Raw genomic sequence first — 24390 nt, 5'->3', positions numbered from 1 at the left:
TGATTTGCATTCCAGCGACAAAACACCCGGGAGGCCCGCAATGCTCGACGCAACCACAGACCTGAAATCCCTGCTCAAAGATCCCAGCCTGCTGGAAACCCGCGGCTATATCGGCGGTCAATTCGCTGAGGGCGAAAGCACCTTTGACGTGAAAAACCCCGCCCGCGGCGACGTGATTGCCAGGATGGCAGATATCAGCCGCGCCCAGGTGGCAGGCGCCATCGCCCAGGCCGAAGCCGCGCAAAAAGACTGGGCCAAATGGACCGGCAAGGAACGCGCCAACTGCTTGCGCAAGTGGTACGACCTGATGATGGAAAACCAGGAAGACCTGGCGGTGATCCTGACCGCCGAGATGGGCAAGCCGCTGGCGGAATCCCGCGGCGAGATCGCCTATGGTGCGTCGTTCATTGAATTCTTCGCCGAAGAGGCCAAGCGGATCTACGGCGAGACCATCCCCGGCCATCAGCGCGACAAGCGCATCACCGTGCTGAAGCAGCCGATCGGTGTGGCCGCCTCGATCACACCATGGAACTTCCCCAATGCGATGATCACCCGCAAGGCCGGCCCGGCGCTGGCCGCAGGCTGTGCCTTTGTCGCCCGCCCCGCCGCCGAAACCCCGCTGTCCGCCACCGTTCTGGCAGTTCTGGCGGATCGCGCAGGCATTCCGGCGGGCGTGTTCAACGTCGTGCCCTCCTCTCGCGCGTCTGAAATTGGCAAGGAGTTCTGCGAGAACGACGCCGTGCGCAAGCTGACCTTCACCGGCTCGACCGAGGTCGGCCGCATCCTGATGCGCCAGGCCGCCGACACGGTGATGAAATGCTCGATGGAGCTGGGCGGCAATGCGCCGTTCATCGTGTTTGACGACGCTGATCTGGACGCCGCGGTTGAGGGCGCCATCATGTGCAAATTCCGCAACAACGGCCAGACCTGCGTCTGCGCCAACCGGATCTATGTGCAGGCCGGCGTTTACGATACCTTTGCGGAGAAGCTGAAAGCTGCGGTCGAGAAGATGAACGTTGGTGACGGCCTTAACGACGGCATCCACTTCGGCCCGCTGATCAACATGGAAGCGGTTGAGAAGGTGCAGGAGCATATTGCTGACGCAACCGCCAAAGGCGGCGAAGTGATCCTGGGCGGCAACCCGTCGGAACTGGGCGGCAGCTTCTTTCAGCCGACCATCGTCAAGGGCGCAACCCCGGACATGGCCTTTGCCAAGGATGAGACGTTCGGCCCCCTCGCGCCGCTGTTCAAGTTCGAGGATGAGGACGAGGTGATCGCGATGGCCAATGACACCATCTTTGGCTTGGCGTCCTATTTCTATGCCAAGGATCTCAGCCGCGTGTACAAGGTTGCCGAAGCGCTGGAATACGGGATTGTGGGTGTGAACACCGGCATCATCTCCACCGAGGTGGCGCCGTTCGGGGGCGTCAAGCAATCGGGCCTGGGCCGCGAAGGCAGCCACCACGGCATCGAGGATTATCTGGAGATGAAATACATCTGCATGGCGGTCTGATCCGCCACCGGACTGGTGCAGGGGGTCAGTGCCGGGTCATCGTCCCGGCCACCTGGCTGATGGCGCTGGCCCAGGCGGTTTCCGTCTCTGTGTCCAGCGCCGGGCCTAAAACATCGCGCAAAGCGGCAATCAGCGCCCGCTTTGCCGCCTCGGTCTCCTGCGTGCCAAGCTGCAGATGGGCATGGGCCTGGAGCAGTTGCCCGCCCAGATCTTCCAATGTGCGCGGATCGTCCAGATTGCGCACGCAGGCAGCAATCATCGCTGTCAGCATCGCTTTCTGTTTTACGAAATTCCCCCGGAACATGCCGCGTGCCTCTGGCAGGCGGGTGAACAGATGCACATAAAACCGTTCCGCCAGATCCGCCTTGCGGGCAAAGATCCCGGCAAAGCTTTGCTGAACATGCTGGACTTCCTGAGGGTTCATCAATCCGCCTTTGCGCTGCGGCACCAATTACTCTGCCTCCGATCCTGCCTTCCAATACCTAAAGAAACATTTACGCCCGCAACCATAACCCGCAGCTGTCCCCGCGGGGACAACCCGGTGAAACGAAAAAACCCCCTGGCAGAACCAGGGGGCTGAAGCACTCGAACCTTGATCGCGGGATCAGTTGACCGCAGTGGCCTCGATCTCGGCACGGTTCGGGCGGGAGGAGGAGATTTCGATCCGGCGCGGTTTCAGCGCCTCGGGCACCTCGCGGTGCAGATCGATATGCAGCATGCCGTTTTCATGGCTGGCGCCAGTCACGCGGACGTGGTCGGCCAAGGTGAAGCGGCGTTCAAAGGCGCGGGTGGCAATGCCCCGGTGCAGGAAACTGCGGCCGTCGCTGTCCTCGGCCTTTTTGGCGGTCACCACCAACGCGTTTTCCTTAACCTCGACGTTCAGATCGTCATCGGCAAAACCGGCAACCGCGATCGAAATGCGATAGCTGTCGGCGTCGGTCTTTTCGATGTTATAGGGCGGGTAGCTGGACTGGGCAGCATCCGCGCTAAGGGCGCGGTCCATCAGGCTGGCGATCTGGTCGAAACCGATGGTGGCGCGGTGCAGCGGTGCAAAATCAAACGTACGCATAGTGTCATCCTCAAACTTGAGCGATTTCAGGGCGCCTTCCCCGCGGGGACAGGCTGGTCCTTTCCGGGCCCCAATCAGCGGCGGCCCGGATAGACCTGAGATAAGAACGCAAAATGCGGCTTCAAGAGGGGGATCAGTCCCCCACCGTCACAAATTTCGCGCCGCCCGCCGATGCGCCGCCGCCAACCCGGATGCGCTTGATCCGCCGGTCGGGTGCGGCCACCGGATTGCGGCGCAGCTGCGCCTTCAGCTCTGCCACCCGCTGCGGCAGTTTCATGCCAAAGGCGACCTGCTTGCCGCGGTAATTGCCGCCGCCGGACACCAGCGCCAGGATGCGTCCGCGCCCGCCCACCTGGGAAAACACCGGCGCCCCGGAAGAGCCGAAAGTGACATTGCAGTCGATCATCAGAACGTCACCGCTTTCCCCCATCAGGTTGCACTGGCGTTGCCGCGACAACGCCTCGGCGCGGCCCCGCCCGTAAGATGTGACGGAGATATCGCTGCCGTATTCGCGTCCCGAGTGCAGCGCAAAAGCATCTGCCTGACCGCTGAGCACCGGCTCGGCAATCCGGATCAGCGCCACATCGTGACGGATGTTATCCAGATCAAGCCGTCCCCGCGGGTTGAACCCCGGATGCGCGGCAATCTGCAGCCCCCGGCGTTCGGCTATGGCTGTCCCGTCGCGCAAACCCGCGCGGAAGGTGATCTGCTCCGCCGCACGCAAATTCCTGTTGCGGTCATAGACACAATGGGCTGCGGTCAGCACCAGTTCCGGTGCGATCAGCGTGCCGGTGCAAAAGCCCTGGCCGTTCAGCTCAAGCCGTCCAACGGCCTCCCAGCCCAGCAGGTCATCGCGGTCAGTCAGCCGCCGCAGACCGGTGTTCTGGGCCGTTGCGCTGCCTGCGTACGCCAGGGTGGCAACGGCCAGTATCAGCGCCCGCCAATTCATTGCCGGATGAACTTCGCACCGGAGGAGCTGCGCCCCTCCCCCACCTTCACCCGGCCCACGCCTGGCGGCAGGCGGCCACGGGTGTTCACACCCGTCAGCTGCGCCTGCAGCAGGGTCAGTTCCTCGGCCAGGGCAGACCCAAGCGAGACCCGCTCGCCGCTGACTTCGGCCTTGGCGGAGATCACCGAGACAATCCGCGGGGTGCCGTCCTCGAAAGAGAACACCGGCGCCCCGGAGGAGCCGAAATCGACGTCGCAGGACATCACCAGCACGCCCTGCTGGCGCGCCATCACCGCGCACACCTCTTGCAAGGACGGCGCCTCGGACCGGTCATGCGCATAAGACACCACACCGATGCTGGCCCCCTTGCGCGGGCGTTCGTCGGTTTCAAAGGGTGTCACGGTGGTGTTGCGGATCGGGCGCTGCAATTGCAGCAGGGCAATGTCGTTGCGGACCCGGTCGGTCGATAGCTCGCCGTCATAGACATAGGAGGGATGTTCAACCGCCCGCCGCACGCTGCGGTAAGCCGAGGCGCGCCCGTTGCGCCAGCCGGCCAGGAATTCGATGGTGGCAGGGTCGATGCGCGCCTTGGTCTGGCTGTCATAGAGGCAATGGGCGGCGGTCAGCACCAGATCCGGCGCAATCAGCGCACCGGTGCAAAACCCCTCGCCGTTCACATCAAGACGCCCGACCGCTTCCCATTTGCGGCCCGCATCCATTGTGTCCATCCGCTGCAAAAGGCTGTCCTGCGCCATCGCCGCCGCCGGCAGCACGGCTGCCAGAACCGCCAGAATCCATTGCCTCACATGTCTCTCCTCTTATCCGCCAGTTGGGAGATTACGGGTCCGTTCAGGCAAAATTAGGGCAAATGCGCAGTATATGCAGCCCGATTCCTTTTACGCGCTTTAACGCAGGACCGGCACGTCCGGCGCAGGTTTGCCAGAGGCGGTCAGCGCAGGCGGCTGCGGACCGCCGGTGGCCCAGTCCAGCAGTTCCACCGTGTGCACGATAGGCAGTTCTGTGCCGGAGCCGATCTGCATCATGCAGCCGATATTGCCTGCGGCGATCAGATCGGGCTGCTTGGCTTCCAGTGTCTTGACCTTGCGGGCCTTCAGTTCGGTGGAAATCTCCGGCTGCATCAGGTTGTAAGTGCCCGCCGATCCGCAGCACAGATGGCTGTCGGCAGGTTCCACCACCGTGAACCCTGCGCGCCTCAAGAGCGTCTTGGGGTGGGTCTTGATCTGCTGGCCATGCTGCAGCGAACAGGCGGCGTGGTAGGCGACGGTCAGCCCCTTGTCCGCACCCTCAGGGAACTCCAGCTGCATCAGAAGTTCAGAGATATCCATGGTTCGTTCCGACACCCGCGCAGCATCCGCGGCCAGCGGGTCGTTGCGGAACATATGGCCGTAGTCCTTGACCGTGGTGCCGCAGCCGGAGGTGTTTATCACGATGGCGTCCAGCCCCTGGCCGTCCATCTCGGCCGTCCAGGCGCGGATGTTTTTTGCCGCCGTGGCGTGGCTTTCGTCCTCGCGCCCCATGTGGTGTGTCAGCGCCCCGCAGCAGCCCGCGCCTTTGGCCACCACCACCTCGCAGCCCAGCCGGGTCAGCAGCCGGATGGTGGCGTCGTTGATATCAGTGTTCAGCGCCTTTTGCGCGCAGCCGGTCATCAGCGCTACCCGTTTCTTGCGGACTGCAGCAGCGGCAAAGCTTTGCGGATCGTCGTTGCGGCTGACCGGCGGGATTACCCCCGGCGCCATATCCAGCATCGCCCGCAGCCGCGCGTCCGGCATCAGCCCCTTCAAGGGTTTGGCCAGTTTCGCGCCAAACAGCGCCAGGCGGAACCGGCCCGGATAGGGCAGGATCCGGGCCAGCAGCCAGCGCAGGGCACGGTCGCTCCACGGGCGGTCATAGTGTTTTTCGATATAGGCGCGGGCGTGGTCGACCAGATGCATGTAATGCACGCCCGAGGGGCAGGTCGTCATACAGGCCAGGCAGGACAGGCAGCGGTCGATGTGCTTGACCGTCTTTTCGTCCGGCACCCGCGCGTTCTCCAGCATATCCTTGATCAGGTAAATGCGGCCCCGCGGGCTGTCGAGCTCATCACCCAGCACCTGGTATGTCGGGCAGGTCGCCGTGCAAAAGCCGCAATGCACACAAGAGCGCAGGATCTCGTTGGCGCGCCGGGTGCCCGGGTCCTGCAACTGCGCATCGGTAAAGGTGGTCTGCATGTGCTTATCCCATCAATCCGGGGTTGAGGATTCCCTTCGGGTCGAACTGGCGCCGCAGCCCCTCGGAGATTGCCGCGAGGGGGCCGGGTTGCGGCTGGAACACGCCAAGCCGCTTGCGGGTGTCCGCGCCGGCCCACACCAGCGTGGCATGGCCCGGTACGCCGATCTGCGCGCGCAGATCGGTGCCCGCAGGCACCAGTGCCCAGATCAGCCCGCCGCCCCAGTCGAACTGCAGCGCCTCGGCCTGCAGCCGCGGTGCCAGCGCAACGGCATCGGAAGGCTTTACCGAAATCCGCCAAACGTCGCCTGCCCGCCCGTAAAAACCCGCGGCATCGCGGATGCCTTGCCACAGGCCGGCGTCCTCGTTTTCGATCCTGGGACTGCCAAAGCCAGCCAATTCCGAAACCAGCTTGCGGCACCGGTAGGCCGTTGAATCTGCAAACCCCTCGACCCTGACAAAGGCGGTTTGCTTCTCCGGATCATAAGCTGCACCGGTCACGTCATAGGGGGACCCCAGAGCCGCGGACATCGCCGCCACTGCATCTGCCAGATCAGCGCCTTCAATGGCAACCGTTGCACATGCCTCCGCCCGCGGCAGAACCTTCAGCGACACTTCGCTCAGCACCCCCAGGGTGCCATGGGCGCCGCACATCAGTTTGACCAGATCATAGCCGGTCACATTCTTCATCACCCGGCCGCCGTTCTTCACCACCTGGCCGGAGCCATCCACAAAGCGCACCCCCAAGAGGTGATCACGCGCAGCCCCCGCCTGGATACGGCGGGGACCGGAGACGCCTGCGGCAATCACACCGCCAATGGTCGGTTCGCCCTCGGTGCCCAGCAGCCCGCGGTGGTCCATCGGTTCAAAGGCCAGCTGCTGATTTTCCGCGGTCAGCAGTGCCGCAACCTCAGCCACCGGCGTGCCCGCCCTGACCACAAGTGTCAGCGCACCGGGCTCATAAAGCTCCACGCCGGACAGGCCTCTGGTACTCAGCCCTTCGCCGTCAATGGCCAGCCCTCGGGTGCCGCCGCCCTGGATGCACAGCGGTCCGCTTGCTCCCGCTAGCATTTCGGCCAGTTCGGCCTCGCTCTGAGGTGTCAGCATTTTCATCTTTCCAAAAGTACTCTGGGGTTTGGGGCAAAGCCCCAATCATTCAGCCGCCAATGCCGCCGCCCGGCGGCCCTCGCTCACCGATAGCGGAAACACCTTGGCCGGATTGAGCAGCCACTTCGGGTCGAACACATCCTTGACCTTCAACTGCGCCTCAAGGTCCGCCTCCGTGTACTGATGCAGCATCAGATCGCGTTTTTCGATCCCGACCCCGTGCTCGCCGGTCAAACAGCCGCCGGCCTCGACACAAAGCTTCAGGATCTCTGCCCCGAAAGCCTCGCAGGTTTCCAAATCGCCGGGCTTGTTGGCATCAAACAGGATCAGCGGGTGCATATTGCCGTCGCCTGCGTGAAAGACATTGGCCACATCCAGCCCGAATTCCTGGCTCATCTCGCCAATGCGGCGCAGCACAAACGGCAGCGAGGACACCGGGATAGTGCCATCGAGACACATGTAGTCATTGATCTGCCCCATGGCGCCAAAGGCCGACTTGCGGCCCAGCCAGATCCGGCCGGCCTCTTCCGCATCGCCAGCCTCGCGCAGCTCTACCGGATTGTGGGACCGGGCGATTTCAGTAATCAGCCCCAGCTGGTGATCAATTTCCTCGGGACTGCCCTCCACCTCGACGATCAGCAGCGCCTCGCACATCGGGTAGCCGGCCTTGGCAAAGGCCTCGCAGGCCTCGATGCAGGGGCGGTCCATGAATTCGATCGCCACCGGCAAGACACCCGCCTTGATGATGTCCGAGACACAGGCGCCGGCCACCTCATTGCTGTCATAGCCGATCAGCACCGGCCGCGCACCTTCGGGCTTGCGCAGGATCCGCAGGGTGGCCTCGGTCACCACGCCCAGCTGGCCTTCGCTGCCGCAGATCACCCCCAGGAGGTCCAAGCCCCCGGCATCCAGATGCGCTCCACCGATTTCCACCACCGTGCCGTCCATCATCACCATGGTGACGCCCAGCAGGTTGTTCGTCGTCACGCCATACTTAAGGCAATGCGCCCCGCCCGAGTTCATTGCGATATTACCGGCAATGGCACAGGCCAGCTGCGAGGACGGATCGGGCGCATAGAAGAAGTCCTCCTCCCCGACAGCGCCGGAGACACTCAGGTTGGTGCGCCCGGTCTGCACCCGGATGATGCGGTTGCCGTAATCGGTTTCCAGAACCCCGTTCATCCGCGCCACGCCAAGGATGACGCAATCCGCTGTCGGCAGCGCCCCGCCCGCCAGCGACGTGCCAGCACCGCGCGGCACCACCGGCACGCCTTCTTCGTGGCAGATCCGCAGAACGTCCGAGACCTCCTGCGTGCTGCGCGGCAGCACCGCCAGCAACGGCGGGCATTTATAGGCCGTCAGCGCGTCGCATTCATAGACGCGGGTCTCGGCCTCGTCCTGGATCACCGCATCACCAGGCAGCACAGACAGCAGCCGCTCGGCAAGCCGCGCCTTGCGGGCCAAAATGGCGGGGTTCGGGGATGGCATCTCCATGGCGCTCTCCTATTTGGTAAAGTAATATTACCAATACTCCCCATCTGGCAAGAGACGGATTGCCGCGCCAGGATCAGCCCCCTAGTGTCGGCCCATGATCTGGACCACCCGCCTTGCGCAGTTTTCACTATACGACCTCGCCGCACTTGCCCTGCTGATTGCAGGCTGGTTGTGGATCGGCTGGCGGATCGAAAACCCGCCCGCGGGGCGGCCTTCGGTGTCCTGGCTGATGGCGGATTTCCGGCGCGACTGGATGAAACAGATGGTCGAACGCGATCCGCGGATCTTTGATGCACAGCTGGCGGGCAACCTGCGCCAGGCCACGGCCTTCTTTGCCTCTGCCGCGATGATTGCGATTGGCGGCGGGCTGGCCCTGATCGGCAATACCGAGCAGCTGGCAGGTGTGGCCGAAGACCTGATCCAGGACAGCGCCCCGGCCTTTGTCTGGGAGGTTAAGATCCTGGTGGTGCTTCTGTTTCTGTCCAATGCGTTTCTGAAATTTGTCTGGTCGCACCGGCTGTTCGGCTATTGTGCGGTGCTGATGGCCGCAGTGCCGAATGACCGCAAGGACCCGCTTGCCTATCCCCGTGCCGCGCAGGCCGCTGAAATCAGCATCACCGCCGCGCGCAGCTTCAACCGCGGTATGCGGGCGACGTATTTTGCGCTGGCTGCCGTGGCCTGGCTGGCGGGCGCGCTGCCGCTGGCAGGCGCCGCGGTGATCACCTTTGCGGTGCTGTACCGGCGGGAATTTGCCTCGCACTCCCGCACCATCCTGCTGCGCATCCCGCCAGTCAGCAAAGGGGACACAGTTTCGTGACTGCACCTCCTGCGGGCACGCGTCTAAGGTAGCGCCATGAAACAGACCCTTGCCGCTTTCGCACTCTGCTTCGTTGCGCTTCCTGCCTTTGCGGACGAACCGGTGATCGAGAATGCCGCCGCCCGCCAATCCGGCAACAGCTGGACCTTCAGCGTCACGCTGTCCCATCCCGATACCGGCTGGGAGCATTACGCAGACGGCTGGCGGGTGCTGGACATGACGGGCAATGAGCTGGACCTGCGCGTGCTGGCGCATCCGCATGAACAGGAACAGCCTTTCACCCGGTCCCTCAGCGGCGTGCAGATCCCAGAGGGCACAACCCAGGTGCAGATCCAGGCCCGCTGCCTTGTGGATGGATGGGGCCAGGACACATACGTCCTCACCCTGCCCTGATCTTCTTCTTTGAAAAAATACTCGCGCCGCAGGCATGCGCCGCAGGCGCATTCTGATCTGGCGCTACAGCTCACACCCGGTGATAGGGGCTGCCGGCCAGAATGGTTGCGGCGCGGTAGATCTGCTCTGCCAGCATCACCCGCACCAGCATATGCGGCCAGACCATCTTGCCGAAGGAGATCGAGAAATCGGCCTCGGCCCGCAAGCCGGGATCTATTCCGTCGGCCCCGCCGATGATCAGCGCCAGATCCTGACGGCCGCTGTCGCGCCAGCCTGCCAGCTTATCCGCGAAATCCGGGGAAGAGATCACCTTGCCGCGCTCGTCCAGGGTGCAGATCACCGCGCCCTTGGGCAGCGACTTGCGCAGCAATGCGGCCTCAGCCGCCATGCCGCCGCCTTTCTTGTCCTCGACCTCCACCACCCGCGCAGGCCCCAGGCCCAGCGCGCGGCCGGTCCGGTCGAACCGGGCAATATAGTCGTCGATGAGGGATTTTTCAGGGCCAGCCCGCAACCGGCCGGCCGCACAGATATGCAGTCGCATGAAATTCCAAAAGCAATCCGGCCCGCACCCAGGCGCGGGCCTGCATCAAATCAGCCTTGGATCAGCCCTCGGCAGCCGGGGTTGACGGGGCTGCCGCGGTGCCTGCGGGCATCCACATCTTCTCGAGCTGATAAAACTCGCGCACTTCCGGACGGAAGATATGGACAATCACATCACCGGTGTCGATCAGCACCCAGTCGCCGGTATCCTTGCCTTCGACCTTGCAGCCAAGCTGGTATTCCTGTTTGAGCCGGTCGGTCAGCTTTTCAGCCATGGCGGCAACCTGGCGGGTGGAACGGCCCGAGGCCAGCACCATGTAATCGCCAATCGCCGTCTTGCCGCGCAGGTCGATCTGCACCACATCTTCGGCTTTGTCATCGCTGAGAGAAGAAAGAATCCGCTCCAGCAGCTGTTCGCTGGTGGGCTGGGACTGGGAAGCCATCACGGCTGCCCCATTGACAGCGGCATCCGCCGCTTGAGGTACGGGTGACAGGACATAGTCCTCCTTGCAACGCGCCGCCAAGCCCCGGCGCCGGGCCTATTAATAATGTAGCAACCAGATGGTGAATTTTCAATGAAACCCCGCTCCGGCGATGCAAGCCCCGTGCTTTATCCCTCATTTCCGGCAGGTGCAACCCTGACCGGCAGCGGGTCGTTCAGCATCCGCACCTCGCGCTGCGGGAAGGGGATTGAGATATCTTCGGCCTGGAACGCATCCCATAGCGCCAGATAGACATTGCCGCGGATATTGGTGAGGCCGCCGGTGGGATCGTCGATCCAGATTCTGAGAACATAATCAACGCTGCTGTCGCCAAAACCGGTGATATGGCAGACCGGTTTCTTGCCGCCCGCGCTCAGCACCCGGTTCACCCCTAATGCCGCCTCTATCGCGATCTTGCGCACCTTGTGCGGGTCGTCGCCGTAACCGGTGCCAAAGGTCAGATCCAGCCGCACGAATTTATCGGAATGCGACCAGTTCACCACCTGAGAGGTGATCAGGTCCTCATTTGGAATCAGGTATTCCCGGCCGTCGCGGGTCACGACCGAGACATAGCGCGCACCCAGCGCATTGATCCAGCCGAAGGTGTCTCCGAGACTGATCACATCGCCGGGTTTGATTGACTTGTCCAACAGGATGATGAGACCCGACACCAGATTCGACACCACTTTTTGCAGGCCGAAACCAAGACCCACACCGATGGCACCGGACAGCACTGCCAGCCCGGTCAGGTCGATGCCGATGGCCTTAAGTCCAATGAAGAAGGCGCCGCCGAACAGAAGGATCTGCGCCATCTTGGCGCCCAGAACCTGCATAGACGGGGAGATATCGGCGTTGCTGCGGATACGGTTGGCCGCCACCGATGAAATCACCCGCGCCAGCGTCAGCATGACGCCAAGAATGACCGCCGCCTGAACCACCAGATAGAGCGAGATCCTAAGGTCGCCGAATTCGATGGCGACGCCGTCCAGCAGATGGATTGCCTCTTGGGTGATGCCCAGAATACGCAGGGTGATCCAGATCCAGGCGCCGTATTTCACCAAGTTCCGCAGCAAGGGATTGCCGACCAGTCTGGTCGCAAAAGAGACTATCAGCCAAGCCAGCGACAGGTTGGCGATCAGCTCCAGCAACCGCGAGCGGCTGGGCCAGGTCGCCTCCTGCATGATCAGCACCACCAGCCAGATCAGCACCACAAACAGGATGCCGCGGATCCGCTTGTGCAGCACCAGCCCCACCCGCATCCGCCAGCGCGGCCAGCCCTCGCGCCCGCGCAGCCAGTCATGGAACGCGCTGCCCAACGGCTTGGCGATCAGGGCAGCCAGCACGAACACCGCCAGCGCAATGCCAACCTGATAGGCGTTCCAGGGCCTGAGCAGAAGCTCGCCCCCCTGCATCAGCAAGTCCCAGATCTGCTGCCCGAACTCCAGCGCGTCGGCGGTGCTTTCCGCGATCGCGTCTTTTGGCAGGGTCTGCTCTTCCGGCTCCATCAAGCCTCCCGTTTTTCAGGCAGTGTGCCGCTCCTGAATGCTTTGATCAAGAACAGACAAGGGCAGTGCCTGCCCATGGGGGCGGACGGACGCGAGATTTCCGGATCAGAACCCGCTCGCCCCGGTGATAGAACGAATCTTGATTGCCGGCCCTTGCGGATGTATCTGACAGCCATGACCCTCGTATTGGCGCAAAAGATCGAACTGCAAGACCGCGCACGGCTGCGCGAACGGTTCTATGGCGCCGCCCGCACGGTCCTGGCGCGCCTATAAGGCCGTTGCCCAGCCCAAAGCCAGCATACCCAAATACATACGGGAGTGGACCCATGTCCCCCAAAACACTCTATGACAAAATCTGGGATGCGCATGTTGCGCATGAAGCCGAGGATGGCACCAGCCTGCTTTACATCGACCGCCACCTGGTCCACGAAGTGACCAGCCCGCAGGCGTTCGAAGGCCTGCGCATGGCCGGCCGCGGCGTGCATGCCCCGGATAAAACCATCGCGGTGCCGGACCACAACGTGCCGACCACGCTCGACCGTGCCAAAGGCATTGAGAACGAGGAAAGCCGCATCCAGGTCGAAGCGCTTGACAAAAACGCCCGCGAATTCGGCGTGCATTACTACCCGGTGGATGACGTCCGCCAGGGCATCGTGCATATCGTTGGCCCCGAGCAGGGCTGGACCCTGCCCGGCATGACCGTGGTCTGCGGCGACAGCCACACTGCCACCCACGGTGCGTTCGGCGCGCTGGCGCACGGTATCGGCACCTCGGAGGTCGAGCACGTGCTGGCCACCCAGACGCTGATCCAGAAGAAGTCCAAGAACATGAAGGTGGAAATCACCGGCAAGCTGAAGCCGGGTGTGACCGCCAAGGACATTACCCTGGCAGTGATCGGCGAGACCGGCACCGCCGGCGGCACCGGTTATGTGATTGAGTATTGCGGCGAAGCGATCCGGGATCTCACGATGGAAGGCCGCATGACCGTCTGCAACATGGCCATCGAAGGCGGCGCCCGTGCCGGCCTGATCGCTCCGGACCAGACCACCTATGACTATGTCAAAGGCCGCCCGCACGCCCCCAAAGGCGCCCAGTGGGAAGCCGCGCTGACCTGGTGGAAGACCCTGTTCACCGATGAAGGCGCCCATTTCGACAAGGTTGTCACCCTGAAGGGCGAAGACATCCAGCCGGTTGTGACCTGGGGCACCAGCCCTGAAGACGTGCTGCCGATCACCGGTGTGGTGCCCGCACCTGAGGATTTCACCGGCGGCAAGGTTGAGGCGGCCCGCCGTTCGATCGAATACATGGGGCTCACCCCCGGTCAGAAACTGACCGATATCGAGATCGACACCGTGTTCATCGGTTCCTGCACCAACGGCCGCATCGAAGACCTGCGCGCCGTGGCCGAGATCGTGAAAGGCAAGAAGATCAAGGACGGCATGCGCGCCATGATCGTACCCGGGTCCGGCCTGGTACGTGCCCAGGCCGAAGAAGAAGGCCTGGCCGGGATCTTTGAAGCCGCCGGTTTCGAGTGGCGTCTTGCGGGTTGCTCCATGTGCCTGGCGATGAACCCCGATCAGCTGTCCGAGGGCGAGCGCTGCGCCGCAACCTCGAACCGGAATTTCGAGGGCCGCCAGGGCTATAAGGGCCGCACCCATCTGGTGTCGCCTGCCATGGCAGCTGCTGCGGCGCTGACCGGCAGGCTGACGGATGTGCGTGAGCTGATCTGAGCCTGAGGGGCCTCCGATGCCATCCAGCCCTTCCCTTCCCGCAGTTGCAAGCCTGTGGATCGGTGACAGCCTGAACTGGCTGCACGAACTGTCTTTGGCCAGTTTCGTGCAGCGCGGCCACGAGGTTGTGCTGTTTCACACCGGGCCTGCAGCGCCGCCGGTGCCGCCAGGTGTCCGCACCTGCCCGGCAGCGGAAATCTGGGACCCGGTCCAGGCGGGGCACGGGGAGGCGCCTGCCTCGATGCTGTCTGATCTGTTCCGCCTGTATCTGCTGAAACAGACGGAGATGATCTGGATCGACACTGATATGCTCTGCTGCCGGCCGTTGCCGGACGCGGGCTATCACGTCGGCTATGAGCCGACACGGTCGATCAACGGCGCGGTGCTGCGGCTGCCGAAAGGCTCTGCTGCGCTGAACCATCTGCTGGATTGGTTCGAGGACCCTGAGTTCGTGCCGCCCTGGCTGGGCCGCAAGATCCGCAAGGAAGTGGAGGCCGCGCCGCCCGGCAAGCGCCTGCTGACAGCTTTTGAGCTGCAGCGCCCGTCGCTTGGCCCCCGGGCGCTGGACTACACGCTGACCCTGACCGGCGAGGTCGAACATGTCCGCGAGCCGGAGGTGTTCTATCCGATCCGCGGTGTTCTGACCGACGTGCTGTTCAGCGGCCACTGCCAGGAAGACGGCTGGCTGACCGAAAACACGCTGGCCGTTCATCTCTACGCATCCATGGTGCGCCGCTACCACAAGACGCACCGGCCCGAAAAACACAGCTTCATCGCACGCCACGCGCAAGAGATCGGCTTTGATCTCAGCGGTTTGAAGCACCAGAAACAAGGAAACGAGTAATGGAAAAATTCCAGAAACTGCAGGGTATCGCCGCCCCGATGCCGCTGGTGAACATCGACACCGACATGATCATCCCCAAGGTGTTCCTGAAATCCATTCAGCGCACCGGCTTCGGCAAGAACCTGTTCGACGAAATGCGCTTTAACCGCGACGGCACCGAGATTGAGGATTTCGTGCTGAACAAACCGCAGTACCGCAAGGCCGAGATCCTGGTGGCGGGCGACAACTTCGGCTGCGGTTCCTCGCGCGAGCACGCGCCCTGGGCAATTGCCGATTTCGGCATCAAATGCATCGTTTCGACGTCTTTTGCCGACATCTTCTTCAACAACAGCTTCAAGAACGGCATCCTGCCGATCGTGCTGCCGCAGGAACAGGTCGACATTCTGATGGCCGATGCGGAAAAGGGCGCCAACGCCCGCATGACCGTGGACCTGGAAGCACAGGAGATCACCACCTCGGACGGCGAGGTGATCGCGTTTGAAGTGGATGCATTCAAAAAGCACTGCCTGCTGAACGGTCTGGACGATATCGGCCTGACCATGGAGAAAGCGGACTCCATCAAGACATTTGAGGACAAGACCGCGCAGGCCCGTCCCTGGGTCTGACTCCCGCGTTCTGCCAAGACCACATCAGAGCCGCCCGGCCTGGGCGGCTCTTCTATTTTCGCCCGCCAGATTCGCGCCGCATTCCTGCCGCAATTCAGAACGGGTTGTCTCGTTGTGCTTCCCTCGCGCTCTGCCACTGCATCTGGTAGGTGCCCCCCACCCCTCTCATTCTTCACCAAATCCCTGATGCAATCGGGCACCAGTCCCGCGGGGAAAGTGGCCCCTGCCCTGCCGCCGGGCCTTGAGCGGAAAGCCGCCGCCCGGCAACAATGGGGCAAAAATGAGGCAGAGCGCCCTGGGCCATTCCCGGGGGGCTTCAATTCTGGACCCAGAGGCGAAAACGCCCGTTCCAGTTTGAAGGGATTGAGAGACGTGTTTGCACGCATCACAGGCGCGGCGTTCCGCGGCATATTGGTGGCTATGCTGTTTGCCATGCCGACGCTGATCCTGCCGGCATCGGCCACCGAGTCTCCGGAAATCATCCTGTTCATTGCACTCCTGGGCTCTGCTCTGGCCTTCACTGAATACAACTCGCATTTCCCCAGCTTTGTGGAATTCCGCAATGCGCCGCCGATCAACCGGATGCGTTTTGCCGCCTGTGCTGCGTCTGTCGGCGCGCTGAGCCTGCTGGCGGCGCATCCGCTGGAACCGACCGGGCTGACCGCGCTGGTGCAGCGCCTGGGCGGTTGGCTGGGCGGGCAGCTGGACTTTGCCTACTCGCCGGTGCAGCTGACGGTGCTGATGCTGCCGCCGCAGGTTCCGGAAGCCACAATGGTGATGGTGCGCGATGCCGCCGGGCTGGTTTGTGCGATCGCGGGCGCCGCGATTGCCGGCTTTGCGCTGGTGATCCGTGTCGGCCACTGGCCTGTCGGAAGCGGCGCTTTTAATGTCTGGGTCAACCTGCCGCTGTTCGACCCCACCACCGGCGGCGATGTGGTGCAGCGGCTGCAGCGTGACGCGCGCGTCAATATCATCGGCGGCGTGCTGCTGCCGTTTGCCCTGCCCGCCGCGGTCAAGATGGCCTCGGGCCTGGTCGATCCCGGAATTCTGGCAGCCCCGCATATGCTGATCTGGGTGATCAGCGCCTGGGCGCTGGTGCCTGCCTCAATGATCATGCGCGGCATGGCAATGCAGCGCATTGCCGGGCTGATCATGCATAAACGGCGCGCCGTCGGCAGCGCCGCGGACGAAGCGCTGCAAACCGCATGAGGCGGCTGGCGGCGAGCCTCCTTCTTCTGATCCTTGCCGCCGGCGCAGGCCAGGCCGGCACCTTGCGCATCGCGACCTTCAACACAGAGCTGTCACGGGACGGGCCTGGCCTGCTGCTGCGCGACATTGAGCGCGGCAGCGATCCGCAAATTGCCGCGGTGGTGGAGGTGATCTCTGCCGCACAGCCGGATGTGCTGGCACTGCAGGGGATTGATTGGGACTATGAAGGCCGCAGCCTTGCCGCCCTGGCCGGGCTGCTGGCAGAGGCCGGCGCCGCCTATCCTTACCGTGTTTTTCTGCAGCCCAATACCGGGCTGCCGCCCCCGGCCCTGCTGGACATGGATGGCAATGGCAGAATCGGCGGGCCACGTGACAATCAAGGCTATGGCCGGTTTCGCGGCCAAGGCGGCATTGCGCTTTTGTCCCGGCTGCCGGTTGACCGCGGCGGGATCCGCGACTTCTCGGCCCTGCTGTGGAGGGACCTGCCCGGCGCACTGCTGCCCAAGCACCCGGACGGGCGCCCGTTTCCGTCCGGCGCCGTGCAGGCCGTGCAGCGCCTGTCTGCCACCGCGCATTGGCTGGTGCCGTTGGATTTGCCCGGCGGCGGGCAGCTGAACGTGATGACATTTCACGCTACGCCGCCAGTGTTTGACGGGCCGGAAGACCGCAACGGGCTGCGCAACCGCGATGAAATCCGCCTGTGGCAGCTGCTGCTGGATGGCCGCCTGGGCGCCGCACCCCAAGCGCCCTTTGTGATTGCCGGTGACGCCAATCTTGACCCCGAACGCGGTGAAGGCCGCAAGGACGCCATCCGCCATCTGCTGGGCGATCCCCGGTTGCAGGACCCGCAGCCGCTTAGCCCGCAAGCCGGAACCGCAACCGTGGAGTGGCAGGGCGCCGGGCGAATGCGGGTGGATTATGTGCTGCCCTCTGCCGGGCTGACCGTCACCGGCAGCGGCGTTGTCTGGCCGGATGCTCCGAGTGCAGCAGCCGCCACTGCCAGCCGCCACCGGCTGGTTTGGTCCGATATCGCGCTGGACTAGGGGCAGGACCCGGCCCGGCCTGCGCTAATCCCAATCAAACCCCTTTAATTTCAGGGCCTATTGTTGACCCTGCCCCGCTGTCCCGCTACGCCCTTGCCAGCTGTTTTTTGGAGGACTCCCATGCCCAACCCATCGATTTTGATTCTGCCCGGCGACGGGATCGGCCCCGAAGTCATGGCCGAAGTGCGCAAGATCATCTCCTGGTTCGGCGGCAAGCGCGGCCTGCAGTTCGATGTGAGCGAGGATCTGGTCGGCGGCGCGGCCTATGACAAGCACGGCAAACCGCTGGCGGATGAAACCATGGCCAAGGCCCAGGAAGCCGACGCTGTTCTGCTCGGCGCCGTCGGCGGCCCTGCCTATGACGATCTGGATTTCTCGGTAAAGCCCGAGCGCGGCCTGTTGCGTCTGCGCAAGGAAATGGACCTTTATTCCAACCTGCGCCCGGCGCAGTGCTTTGACGCGCTGGCGGATTTCTCCTCGCTGAAAAAGGACATCGTGGCCGGCCTCGACATCATGATCGTGCGCGAGCTGACCTCGGGCGTCTATTTCGGAGAACCGCGCGGCATTTTTGAAGAAGGCAACGAGCGCGTCGGCATCAACACCCAGCGCTACACCGAGAGCGAGATCGAACGCGCCGCCCGCTCCGCGTTTGAGCTGGCGATGCGCCGGGGCAAAAAGGTCTGCTCGATGGAGAAGGCCAATGTGATGGAATCCGGCATTCTGTGGCGTGAAGTGGTGACCCGTGTCTCGGCTGACTACCCCGAGGTTGAGCTGTCCCACATGTATGCCGACAACGGTGCGATGCAGCTGGTGCGCGCGCCCAAGCAGTTCGACGTGATCCTGACCGACAACCTGTTCGGCGACATCCTGTCCGACTGTGCGGCGATGCTGACCGGCAGCTTGGGCATGCTGCCCTCCGCCAGCCTGGGCGCACCGATGGAAAACGGCCGCCCCAAGGCGCTGTACGAACCGGTGCACGGCTCCGCCCCCGACATCACCGGCCAGGGCAAGGCCAACCCGATCGCCTGCATCCTGAGTTTTGCGATGGCGTTGCGCTACAGCTTTGATCAGGGCGCCGAGGCAGACCGTCTGGAAGCCGCGGTTGAGAAGGTCCTGGCCGATGGCGTGCGCACTGCTGACCTGCTGGGCGAAGACGGCGTTGAGCCGGTTTCCACCAGCCAGATGGGCGATGCCGTGCTTGCCGCCTTGGAGGCAAGCCTCTGATATTGAGGCAGGTCAAAGCAAGTTTCAAAGCCCCGCCTGCCCGTCAGCGCGGGGCTTTTTTGTGCCCCTCCTATGACCGCGCTGGCCCCTTCGGCGCCCGCAAAAAGAATTCCTGAAAACCACAGCTTTCTACGGAATCGCCCTTGTCAAACCCCGCCCCCTGAGCTATTTCGCCCTCCACGGTCGGAGCGTAGCTCAGCCTGGTAGAGCACTGTCTTCGGGAGGCAGGGGCCGGAGGTTCGAATCCTCTCGCTCCGACCAATAAAACAAGGCGCCTTAGGGCGTCTTTTTTATTTTCAGCATATCGGCCGCAAAGCTATTCGCGACGTTTCATGCGGTGGATGTGCGTATTTCGTTGCCGAGGCGCGTCAAATTTTCCACCCCATGATCCCGGCGGCGTTCTTCAGCGCACCCGGACTGCAGCATCGGCAGACATTCTCCAGGGTCTCGCGCGAGGTGGCGAAGCAGGCTGTCGCATCCTCCAGCGTCATGCCCCGCATGAACGCCCAACGCCTTTGACGGTCTGCAGCAGTTCGTGTTCGATGGCCGGCTTGAGATCGATTAAACGCAGTCGCACGCGGCATTCGCGGCATCGCTCGGACGAAGAAGAACTCCCTCTTCGCCGGGTCCCATGAGGCGGCTGAAGTCTGGGCAACCTACTCTTCGCCCATCGAAAGCGCGCGCCTGAACAAGGTCAACCCGCGCAGCTATCTGAATTGGGTGGTGCTGGAAATCGAGCGCAACCGCGGTGAGATCGACTATGGTCAGCTGATGCCCAGGCACGGCCCGGTCAGCCGGATCGACGGCTGACAGGCTATCACCGCCCCGCAAACCGGGCGGTGAGCATTTTCACACAGCCGGAACCATGTCCGGACAGTCTCTGAGTGAAACGTGCCAGTCTTCATAGCCTTAATCCGTGGTGCCCTGCGCCGACCTGTTCGGGTTTAGGCAGAAACCGGAACGAGTTCAGCGGCAAGCTCCAGTACAAACCCGCTAACCGCTTCCCGGGCTTGGTCCTGGGATTTCTTCCCGCGCAGCTTGCGGGCAAGCGCTGAACCACGGGTTGAGGCTTCCTGCGCCAGCAGCAGCACGGCAATTTCCCGCAGCTGATGCATGGCCAGATCAGCCTCGTCCCGCCCCAGCAACCTTTCAAGCTCAGCCGGCGCGGCGCATTCGGCCAGCAGGCGTTTCAGAGCCGGTCCGTTCTTTGTCACCTCGGCCCAGGCAATGCAGATGTCGGTCATGCCGGCCATCTCGAAGTGAAAATCCGCAATCGGCAAACCAGCAGTCTGCCTGGAGTAGCCAGCCTGCCGCTCGACCTGGAGATCCCGCCGCGCCGGGTCATAGGATATTTTGAGCCCGTCGATTGACACATCCGACGCAATTAGGCGCCCGAAGCGCTTGCGCAGGCTGAGCGCTTCCGCAAAGAGCACCAGCTGCAAAAGGCCGGCCTGCGGCAGGTCGCAGGAAATGCGCTGGATGCCGCTGCGGCCGGCGTGTTTGTAATTGAGCGCGAGCCGGGCACCGCCGTTCTCCCGCGCCTCCATTGAAAAAATCTGTGCAGGCATGGCGCGGGTTATATGGAAGGCTGCCTGACCTTCAAGCCGCGGCAGACAAGGTTCTGCGGGGCTAGGCGGTCATGCGCCTAAGGTAAGGCAGCCGATGGAAGGGACGCATCTGCAATGTGGCATCCTTGGCCGTTCGAGTATGGTTCAGAGCGTGGAGCTGCCGGTCAGGCTGGGTCTTTCGGGCAGGGCAGAGCAATTTCGGGGCGTTTTCCCCGAGCAATACCACGCAAGATTCGTTGAAAACTGACCCCGGAGGTGCTGGCTTTCACTGCGCCCTTGCCCGATTGCTGACCATAAGCGTTTGCAAAGGAACAGATATTCCAAATGCGCATAGCTCCAATGTGCAAGCTGCATACCCTATGCGATATCGGCATTTCACAGACGCCGCGCCACCGGATAGCGTTCACGCCATAATCACAGGGGAGTATGCCTAATGACGAAATTTGTCAGAAGCCTGGCGGCCGCGGCCGTTGTGGCGGCAATGGCACCGGTTGCCTATGCCGAGACCACAGTACGCGTTGCCTATGACGCTGACCCGGTCTCGCTGGATCCGCATGAACAGCTGTCCGGCGGCACGCTGCAGCTGTCGCACATGGTCTTTGACCCGCTGGTGCGCTGGACCCAGGACCTGCAGTTCGAACCGCGCCTGGCTGAAAGCTGGGAACAGATCGACGGCACCACCATGCGCTTCAAGCTGCGCAGCGGCGTCACCTTCCACAGCGGCAACGCGCTGACCGCCAAGGACGTCGACTGGACCTTTGACCGGCTGAAGGAAAGCGACGACTTCAAAGCGATTTTCGCGCCCTTCACCGACGTTGAAGTTGTCGATGAGATGACTTTCGACCTTAAGACCTCGGAACCCTATCCGCTGGTCCTGCACTCCGCGACTTACATCTTTCCGATGGACAGCGCCTATTATTCCGGCACCACTGCCGATGGCAAGGAAAAGGCCGAGATCGTCAAGCATGGCGACAGCTTTGCCTCGCGCAATGTATCCGGCACCGGCCCCTTCATCGTCTCCGAGCGTGAGCAGGGCGTGCGCGTGGTGTTCGACCGCTACGCCGACTACTGGGATACTGATGCCGGCAACGTAGACAAGATCGTGCTGACCCCGATCAAGGAAGACCCGACACGCGTGGCCGCGCTGCTGTCCGGCGATGTTGATTTCATTGCTCCGGTTCCGCCGACTGATCTGAAGCGCGTGGCTGAGGCCCAGGGCGTTGACCTGATCACCATGCCCGGCACCCGTATCATCACCTTTCAGATGAACCAGAACCGTGTCGAAGCCTTCAAGGACGCCCGCGTCCGCCAGGCGATCGACTATGCTGTGAACAACGCAGGTATCGTTGACCGCATCATGCGCGGTTTCGGCACCGTGGGCGGCCAGGCCAGCCCGGCCGGCTATCTGGGTTACAGCGAAGGCTATGCGCCGCGCTTTGACCTGGAAAAAGCCAAGTCGCTGATGGCCGAAGCAGGCTATGCCGACGGATTCTCGATCACCATGATGGCGCCGAACAACCGCTATGTGAACGACGACAAAATCGCCCAGGCTGTTGCCTCGATGCTGGCGCAGATCAACATCAAAGTTGACCTGCAAACCATGCCCAAGGCCCAGTACTGGCCGACGTTTGACGAGCGCGCAGCAGACATGATGATGATCGGCTGGCACGCGGATACCGAAGATTCCGCCAACTTCCACCAGTTCCTGACCGCCTGCCCGGATGAAGCAACCGGCAATGGCCAGTACAATTCCGGCAACTACTGCAACCCGGAAGCCGACGCGCTGATGAACGCCGCCAACGCGGAAACAGACCCGGCCAAGCGTACGGAACTGCTGCAGAAGCTGGAAGGCATCCTGTATGATGAGGCCGCCTTTATTCCGCTGCATTGGCAGAACCTGGCATGGGGCGCCAAGTCCGGCATGAACGCAGGCGACATCGTGAATGCGCTGAACTTCCCCTATTTCGGTGACCTGATCGTCGAAACCGGCAGCTAAGCCGCTGATCTGACCCGGGCCGGTCTCCTCCGGCCGGCCCGGGCCGCCAATACAACAAGCGGCCGCCAAAGCCGTGTATGCAGAACCCGCGGTTCCCTTGAACACGGTGTTTTACGCTGTAACCAAACTCTACAAAGGTCAGGACGATGTTTGCCTATCTCGCCAAGCGAGTGATCCAGGCGATTGCCGTGATGTTCGTCATCTCGCTGATTGCCTTTGCCATCCAGGGCAACCTGGGCGACCCGCTGCGCGAGCTGGTCGGGCAGTCGGTCTCGGAAGAAGTACGTCAGCAGCTGCGCGATGAGCTGGGTCTGAACGACAGCTTTGTGACGCAATACCTGCGGTTTGCCGGCAATGCGCTGCAGGGCGATCTGGGCACCTCCTATTTCTTCAAGGAGCCGGCGCTGGACGTGATCCTGAAAAAACTGCCGGCAACGCTGGAGCTGGTGTTCGGTGCCACGCTGATCATCGTCGGACTGTCGGTGCCGCTGGGTGTCTACACCGCGATCAAGCCCAATTCGATCCTGAGCCGTATTATCATGGGGCTGTCGATCATCGGCATTTCGATCCCGGTGTTCCTGACCGCGATCCTGATGATCTTTGTGTTCTCGGTGGAATACGGCTGGCTGCCCTCCTACGGGCGCGGTGATACCGTGCAGGTCTGGGGCTATTGGCAGACCAACTTTGCCACTGCCGATGGCTGGCTTCACATCATCCTGCCGTCGATTGCGCTGGCCTCGATCATGCTGCCGCTGTTTGTCCGCCTGATCCGGGCCGAGATGATGGAAGTGCTGCAATCCGAATACGTGAAATACGCCAAGGCCAAGGGCATCAGCCCGTGGCGCATCTATTTTGTCCACGCGCTGAAAAACACGCTGCTGCCGGTGATCACCGTGGGCGGGGTGCAAATCGGCACCATGGTGGCCTATACCATCCTGACCGAGACGGTGTTCCAGTGGCCGGGCATGGGGTTCATGTTCCTTGAAGCGGTGAACCGCGTCGATACCCCGCTGATCGTGGCCTACCTGATTGTTGTCGGCTTTATCTTTGTGGTCACCAACACCATCGTTGACCTGATCTATGGGCTGGTGAACCCGACCGTGAATATTGCGAGGATGGGCGCATGAGCACCGAAACGCTTTCCCCGAAATCCGAACCGTCGCGCTGGTCCAAGGCCTGGAACTCCAACATGGGCTACAGCTTCCGCCGCAACCCGGTAGCGATGGTCAGCATGATCATCTTTCTGCTGATTGCCGGAGCCGCCTTTCTGGCACCGCTGATCGCGCCCTTTGACCCATACGATCCGGGGTCCATTGATATCATGAACTCGGAGTATCCGCCGGCCTGGGTTAGCGGTTCACTGCCGGAATTCATGCTGGGCACCGATGATCAGGGCCGCGATCTGTGGTCGACCATCCTGTATGGCACCCGGCTGTCGCTGCTGATCGGCATCTGCGCGGTTGCGCTGCAGGCCTTTCTGGGCATCTCCATCGGGCTGGTGGCCGGCTATGTCGGCGGCCGCCTGGACAGCCTGCTGATGCGTCTGGCCGATATCCAGCTGTCGTTCTCGACCCTGATGGTTGCGATCATCTTTCTGGCCGTGACCCAGGCGATGTTCGGAACTGATACGTTCAACCGCTATGCTGTCGTGTTCCTGATTGCCGTCATTGGCGTCGCGGAATGGCCGCAATATGCCCGCACCGTGCGCGCCACCGTTCTGGCCGAGAAGAAAAAGGAATATGTCGACAGCGCCCGCGTGCTGGGCTTTGGCCCGCTGCGGATCATGGTGCGGCACATCCTGCCGAATTCGCTGTCGCCGATTTTTGTGATCTCTACCGTGCAGGTCGCCAATGCGATCATCTCCGAGGCCTCGCTGTCCTTCCTGGGGCTGGGGATGCCGCCCAGCCAGCCGTCGCTGGGCTCGCTGATTTCCTCGGGGTTTGATTACATCTTTTCGGGCAGCTGGTGGATCACCGCCATTCCCGGCGTGGTGCTGGTGGTGCTGGTCCTGGTCATTAACCTGCTGGGCGATTGGATGCGCGACGTCCTGAACCCGAAACTTTACAAGGGGTGACG

General features: G+C 62.6%; 24 protein-coding genes and 1 tRNA gene. 14 read left to right on the top strand and 11 right to left on the bottom strand.

Features of this window, described 5'->3' with window-relative positions; genetic code table 11:
• The first annotated feature begins 40 nt into the window (after nucleotides 1-40).
• Nucleotides 41-1513, top strand: coding sequence for an NAD-dependent succinate-semialdehyde dehydrogenase (locus K3555_RS01785; protein ID WP_260007149.1), 1473 nt, complete (start codon nucleotides 41-43; stop codon nucleotides 1511-1513).
• A gap of 25 nt (nucleotides 1514-1538) precedes the next feature.
• Here K3555_RS01785 and K3555_RS01780 read toward each other — a convergent pair whose 3' ends face one another.
• The 7 genes from K3555_RS01780 to K3555_RS01750 form a co-directional block, all read right to left on the bottom strand.
• A complete protein-coding gene (locus K3555_RS01780; RefSeq protein WP_259989495.1) occupies nucleotides 1539-1937 on the bottom strand; it encodes a globin domain-containing protein in 399 nt (132 codons plus the stop codon).
• A 180-nt stretch (nucleotides 1938-2117) separates the two neighbouring features.
• Nucleotides 2118-2582, bottom strand: a complete 465-nt coding sequence (locus K3555_RS01775; protein ID WP_259989493.1) for an Hsp20 family protein — start codon at nucleotides 2580-2582, stop codon at nucleotides 2118-2120.
• Between the two features lie 133 nt (nucleotides 2583-2715).
• The gene (locus K3555_RS01770) at nucleotides 2716-3531 is read right to left on the bottom strand and encodes a serine protease (RefSeq protein ID WP_260007148.1); all 816 of its coding nucleotides are present in this window, start codon (nucleotides 3529-3531) and stop codon (nucleotides 2716-2718) included.
• Nucleotides 3528-4286 carry a serine protease gene (locus K3555_RS01765; protein ID WP_259992538.1) on the bottom strand — a complete coding sequence of 253 codons (759 nt, stop codon included), beginning with the start codon at nucleotides 4284-4286 and terminating at the stop codon, nucleotides 3528-3530. The genes K3555_RS01770 and K3555_RS01765 overlap by 4 nt, the downstream gene beginning before the upstream one ends.
• A 150-nt stretch (nucleotides 4287-4436) precedes the next feature.
• Entirely contained in the window at nucleotides 4437-5759 is a 1323-nt protein-coding gene (glcF, locus tag K3555_RS01760) for a glycolate oxidase subunit GlcF (RefSeq protein WP_260007147.1), read from the bottom strand.
• 4 nt (nucleotides 5760-5763) lie between these two features.
• Nucleotides 5764-6870: an FAD-binding protein gene (locus K3555_RS01755; RefSeq protein ID WP_409201669.1), complete on the bottom strand. Its 1107-nt coding sequence runs from the start codon at nucleotides 6868-6870 to the stop codon at nucleotides 5764-5766.
• Between the two features lie 39 nt (nucleotides 6871-6909).
• Nucleotides 6910-8358, bottom strand: a complete 1449-nt coding sequence (locus tag K3555_RS01750; protein ID WP_260007145.1) for an FAD-linked oxidase C-terminal domain-containing protein — start codon at nucleotides 8356-8358, stop codon at nucleotides 6910-6912.
• A gap of 94 nt (nucleotides 8359-8452) precedes the next feature.
• On the opposite strand from K3555_RS01750, the gene K3555_RS01745 reads away from it, so the two are divergent.
• Together K3555_RS01745 and K3555_RS01740 are read left to right on the top strand one after the other, a co-directional pair.
• On the top strand, nucleotides 8453-9175 hold the full coding sequence (locus tag K3555_RS01745; protein ID WP_259989483.1) for a DUF599 domain-containing protein: 723 nt from the start codon (nucleotides 8453-8455) through the stop codon (nucleotides 9173-9175).
• A gap of 36 nt (nucleotides 9176-9211) precedes the next feature.
• Entirely contained in the window at nucleotides 9212-9568 is a 357-nt protein-coding gene (locus K3555_RS01740; protein WP_260007144.1) for a hypothetical protein, read from the top strand.
• A 70-nt stretch (nucleotides 9569-9638) separates the two neighbouring features.
• Here the strand turns inward: K3555_RS01740 and rlmH are convergent, their stop codons facing one another.
• The 3 genes from rlmH to K3555_RS01725 all read right to left on the bottom strand — a co-directional run bounded on the left by rlmH (nucleotide 9639) and on the right by K3555_RS01725 (nucleotide 12095).
• A complete protein-coding gene (gene rlmH / locus K3555_RS01735) occupies nucleotides 9639-10109 on the bottom strand; it encodes a 23S rRNA (pseudouridine(1915)-N(3))-methyltransferase RlmH (RefSeq protein WP_260007143.1) in 471 nt (156 codons plus the stop codon).
• A gap of 61 nt (nucleotides 10110-10170) precedes the next feature.
• Nucleotides 10171-10551 carry a ribosome silencing factor gene (rsfS, locus tag K3555_RS01730; protein WP_259989476.1) on the bottom strand — a complete coding sequence of 127 codons (381 nt, stop codon included), beginning with the start codon at nucleotides 10549-10551 and terminating at the stop codon, nucleotides 10171-10173.
• 167 nt (nucleotides 10552-10718) lie between these two features.
• Complete coding sequence (locus K3555_RS01725) at nucleotides 10719-12095, bottom strand: mechanosensitive ion channel family protein (protein ID WP_260007142.1); 1377 nt, start codon at nucleotides 12093-12095, stop codon at nucleotides 10719-10721.
• A gap of 174 nt (nucleotides 12096-12269) precedes the next feature.
• Here K3555_RS01725 and K3555_RS01720 point away from each other — a divergent pair, with 174 nt between their 5' ends.
• The 8 genes from K3555_RS01720 (at nucleotide 12270) to K3555_RS01685 (ending at nucleotide 19011) form a co-directional block, all read left to right on the top strand.
• On the top strand, nucleotides 12270-12368 hold the full coding sequence (locus K3555_RS01720; RefSeq protein ID WP_245602898.1) for an isopropylmalate isomerase: 99 nt from the start codon (nucleotides 12270-12272) through the stop codon (nucleotides 12366-12368).
• Nucleotides 12369-12421: 53 nt separating this feature from the next.
• Entirely contained in the window at nucleotides 12422-13825 is a 1404-nt protein-coding gene (leuC, locus tag K3555_RS01715; RefSeq protein ID WP_259989469.1) for a 3-isopropylmalate dehydratase large subunit, read from the top strand.
• A 16-nt stretch (nucleotides 13826-13841) separates the two neighbouring features.
• Nucleotides 13842-14669: a hypothetical protein gene (locus tag K3555_RS01710; protein ID WP_260007141.1), complete on the top strand. Its 828-nt coding sequence runs from the start codon at nucleotides 13842-13844 to the stop codon at nucleotides 14667-14669.
• Nucleotides 14669-15274, top strand: coding sequence for a 3-isopropylmalate dehydratase small subunit (gene leuD / locus K3555_RS01705; RefSeq protein WP_259989466.1), 606 nt, complete (start codon nucleotides 14669-14671; stop codon nucleotides 15272-15274). Before K3555_RS01710 ends, leuD begins: the two co-directional genes overlap by 1 nt.
• Before the next feature lie 372 nt (nucleotides 15275-15646).
• Nucleotides 15647-16483, top strand: coding sequence for a hypothetical protein (locus K3555_RS01700; RefSeq protein ID WP_260007140.1), 837 nt, complete (start codon nucleotides 15647-15649; stop codon nucleotides 16481-16483).
• Nucleotides 16480-17526 (top strand): endonuclease/exonuclease/phosphatase family protein, encoded by a 1047-nt coding sequence (locus K3555_RS01695; protein ID WP_260007139.1) that lies wholly within the window; start codon nucleotides 16480-16482, stop codon nucleotides 17524-17526. Before K3555_RS01700 ends, K3555_RS01695 begins: the two co-directional genes overlap by 4 nt.
• Before the next feature lie 120 nt (nucleotides 17527-17646).
• Nucleotides 17647-18750, top strand: a complete 1104-nt coding sequence (leuB, locus tag K3555_RS01690; protein WP_259995090.1) for a 3-isopropylmalate dehydrogenase — start codon at nucleotides 17647-17649, stop codon at nucleotides 18748-18750.
• Between the two features lie 184 nt (nucleotides 18751-18934).
• Nucleotides 18935-19011, top strand: a tRNA-Pro gene (locus K3555_RS01685).
• A 683-nt stretch (nucleotides 19012-19694) separates the two neighbouring features.
• Here the strand turns inward: K3555_RS01685 and K3555_RS01680 are convergent.
• Nucleotides 19695-20318 carry a hypothetical protein gene (locus K3555_RS01680; protein ID WP_260007138.1) on the bottom strand — a complete coding sequence of 208 codons (624 nt, stop codon included), beginning with the start codon at nucleotides 20316-20318 and terminating at the stop codon, nucleotides 19695-19697.
• Nucleotides 20319-20751: 433 nt separating this feature from the next.
• On the opposite strand from K3555_RS01680, the gene K3555_RS01675 reads away from it, so the two are divergent.
• The 3 genes from K3555_RS01675 (at nucleotide 20752) to K3555_RS01665 (ending at nucleotide 24388) form a co-directional block, all read left to right on the top strand.
• A complete protein-coding gene (locus K3555_RS01675) occupies nucleotides 20752-22314 on the top strand; it encodes an ABC transporter substrate-binding protein (RefSeq protein ID WP_259989455.1) in 1563 nt (520 codons plus the stop codon).
• Between the two features lie 146 nt (nucleotides 22315-22460).
• Nucleotides 22461-23441, top strand: coding sequence for an ABC transporter permease (locus K3555_RS01670; protein WP_259989453.1), 981 nt, complete (start codon nucleotides 22461-22463; stop codon nucleotides 23439-23441).
• The gene (locus K3555_RS01665) at nucleotides 23438-24388 is read left to right on the top strand and encodes an ABC transporter permease (RefSeq protein WP_259995093.1); all 951 of its coding nucleotides are present in this window, start codon (nucleotides 23438-23440) and stop codon (nucleotides 24386-24388) included. The genes K3555_RS01670 and K3555_RS01665 overlap by 4 nt, the downstream gene beginning before the upstream one ends.
• Nucleotides 24389-24390 lie beyond the last annotated feature (2 nt).

Source organism: Leisingera sp. M527, from assembly GCF_025141525.1.
GTDB lineage: Bacteria > Pseudomonadota > Alphaproteobacteria > Rhodobacterales > Rhodobacteraceae > Leisingera.
Note: the sequence above shows the minus strand (reverse complement) of the source record. Positions and strands in the feature narration are given on the sequence as shown.

Bases quoted from the DNA above. Each gene is read 5' to 3' on its own strand.
- K3555_RS01785 (WP_260007149.1), top strand. From the start codon at position 41: ATGCTCGACGCAACCACAGACCTGAAATCCCTGCTCAAAGATCCCAGC.
- K3555_RS01780 (WP_259989495.1), bottom strand. From the start codon at position 1,937: ATGAACCCTCAGGAAGTCCAGCATGTTCAGCAAAGCTTTGCCGGGATC.
- K3555_RS01775 (WP_259989493.1), bottom strand. From the start codon at position 2,582: ATGCGTACGTTTGATTTTGCACCGCTGCACCGCGCCACCATCGGTTTC.
- K3555_RS01770 (WP_260007148.1), bottom strand. From the start codon at position 3,531: ATGAATTGGCGGGCGCTGATACTGGCCGTTGCCACCCTGGCGTACGCA.
- K3555_RS01765 (WP_259992538.1), bottom strand. From the start codon at position 4,286: ATGGCGCAGGACAGCCTTTTGCAGCGGATGGACACAATGGATGCGGGC.
- glcF (WP_260007147.1), bottom strand. From the start codon at position 5,759: ATGCAGACCACCTTTACCGATGCGCAGTTGCAGGACCCGGGCACCCGG.
- K3555_RS01755 (WP_409201669.1), bottom strand. From the start codon at position 6,870: ATGAAAATGCTGACACCTCAGAGCGAGGCCGAACTGGCCGAAATGCTA.
- K3555_RS01750 (WP_260007145.1), bottom strand. From the start codon at position 8,358: ATGGAGATGCCATCCCCGAACCCCGCCATTTTGGCCCGCAAGGCGCGG.
- K3555_RS01745 (WP_259989483.1), top strand. From the start codon at position 8,453: ATGATCTGGACCACCCGCCTTGCGCAGTTTTCACTATACGACCTCGCC.
- K3555_RS01740 (WP_260007144.1), top strand. From the start codon at position 9,212: ATGAAACAGACCCTTGCCGCTTTCGCACTCTGCTTCGTTGCGCTTCCT.
- rlmH (WP_260007143.1), bottom strand. From the start codon at position 10,109: ATGCGACTGCATATCTGTGCGGCCGGCCGGTTGCGGGCTGGCCCTGAA.
- rsfS (WP_259989476.1), bottom strand. From the start codon at position 10,551: ATGGCTTCCCAGTCCCAGCCCACCAGCGAACAGCTGCTGGAGCGGATT.
- K3555_RS01725 (WP_260007142.1), bottom strand. From the start codon at position 12,095: ATGGAGCCGGAAGAGCAGACCCTGCCAAAAGACGCGATCGCGGAAAGC.
- K3555_RS01720 (WP_245602898.1), top strand. From the start codon at position 12,270: ATGACCCTCGTATTGGCGCAAAAGATCGAACTGCAAGACCGCGCACGG.
- leuC (WP_259989469.1), top strand. From the start codon at position 12,422: ATGTCCCCCAAAACACTCTATGACAAAATCTGGGATGCGCATGTTGCG.
- K3555_RS01710 (WP_260007141.1), top strand. From the start codon at position 13,842: ATGCCATCCAGCCCTTCCCTTCCCGCAGTTGCAAGCCTGTGGATCGGT.
- leuD (WP_259989466.1), top strand. From the start codon at position 14,669: ATGGAAAAATTCCAGAAACTGCAGGGTATCGCCGCCCCGATGCCGCTG.
- K3555_RS01695 (WP_260007139.1), top strand. From the start codon at position 16,480: ATGAGGCGGCTGGCGGCGAGCCTCCTTCTTCTGATCCTTGCCGCCGGC.
- leuB (WP_259995090.1), top strand. From the start codon at position 17,647: ATGCCCAACCCATCGATTTTGATTCTGCCCGGCGACGGGATCGGCCCC.
- K3555_RS01680 (WP_260007138.1), bottom strand. From the start codon at position 20,318: ATGCCTGCACAGATTTTTTCAATGGAGGCGCGGGAGAACGGCGGTGCC.
- K3555_RS01675 (WP_259989455.1), top strand. From the start codon at position 20,752: ATGACGAAATTTGTCAGAAGCCTGGCGGCCGCGGCCGTTGTGGCGGCA.
- K3555_RS01670 (WP_259989453.1), top strand. From the start codon at position 22,461: ATGTTTGCCTATCTCGCCAAGCGAGTGATCCAGGCGATTGCCGTGATG.
- K3555_RS01665 (WP_259995093.1), top strand. From the start codon at position 23,438: ATGAGCACCGAAACGCTTTCCCCGAAATCCGAACCGTCGCGCTGGTCC.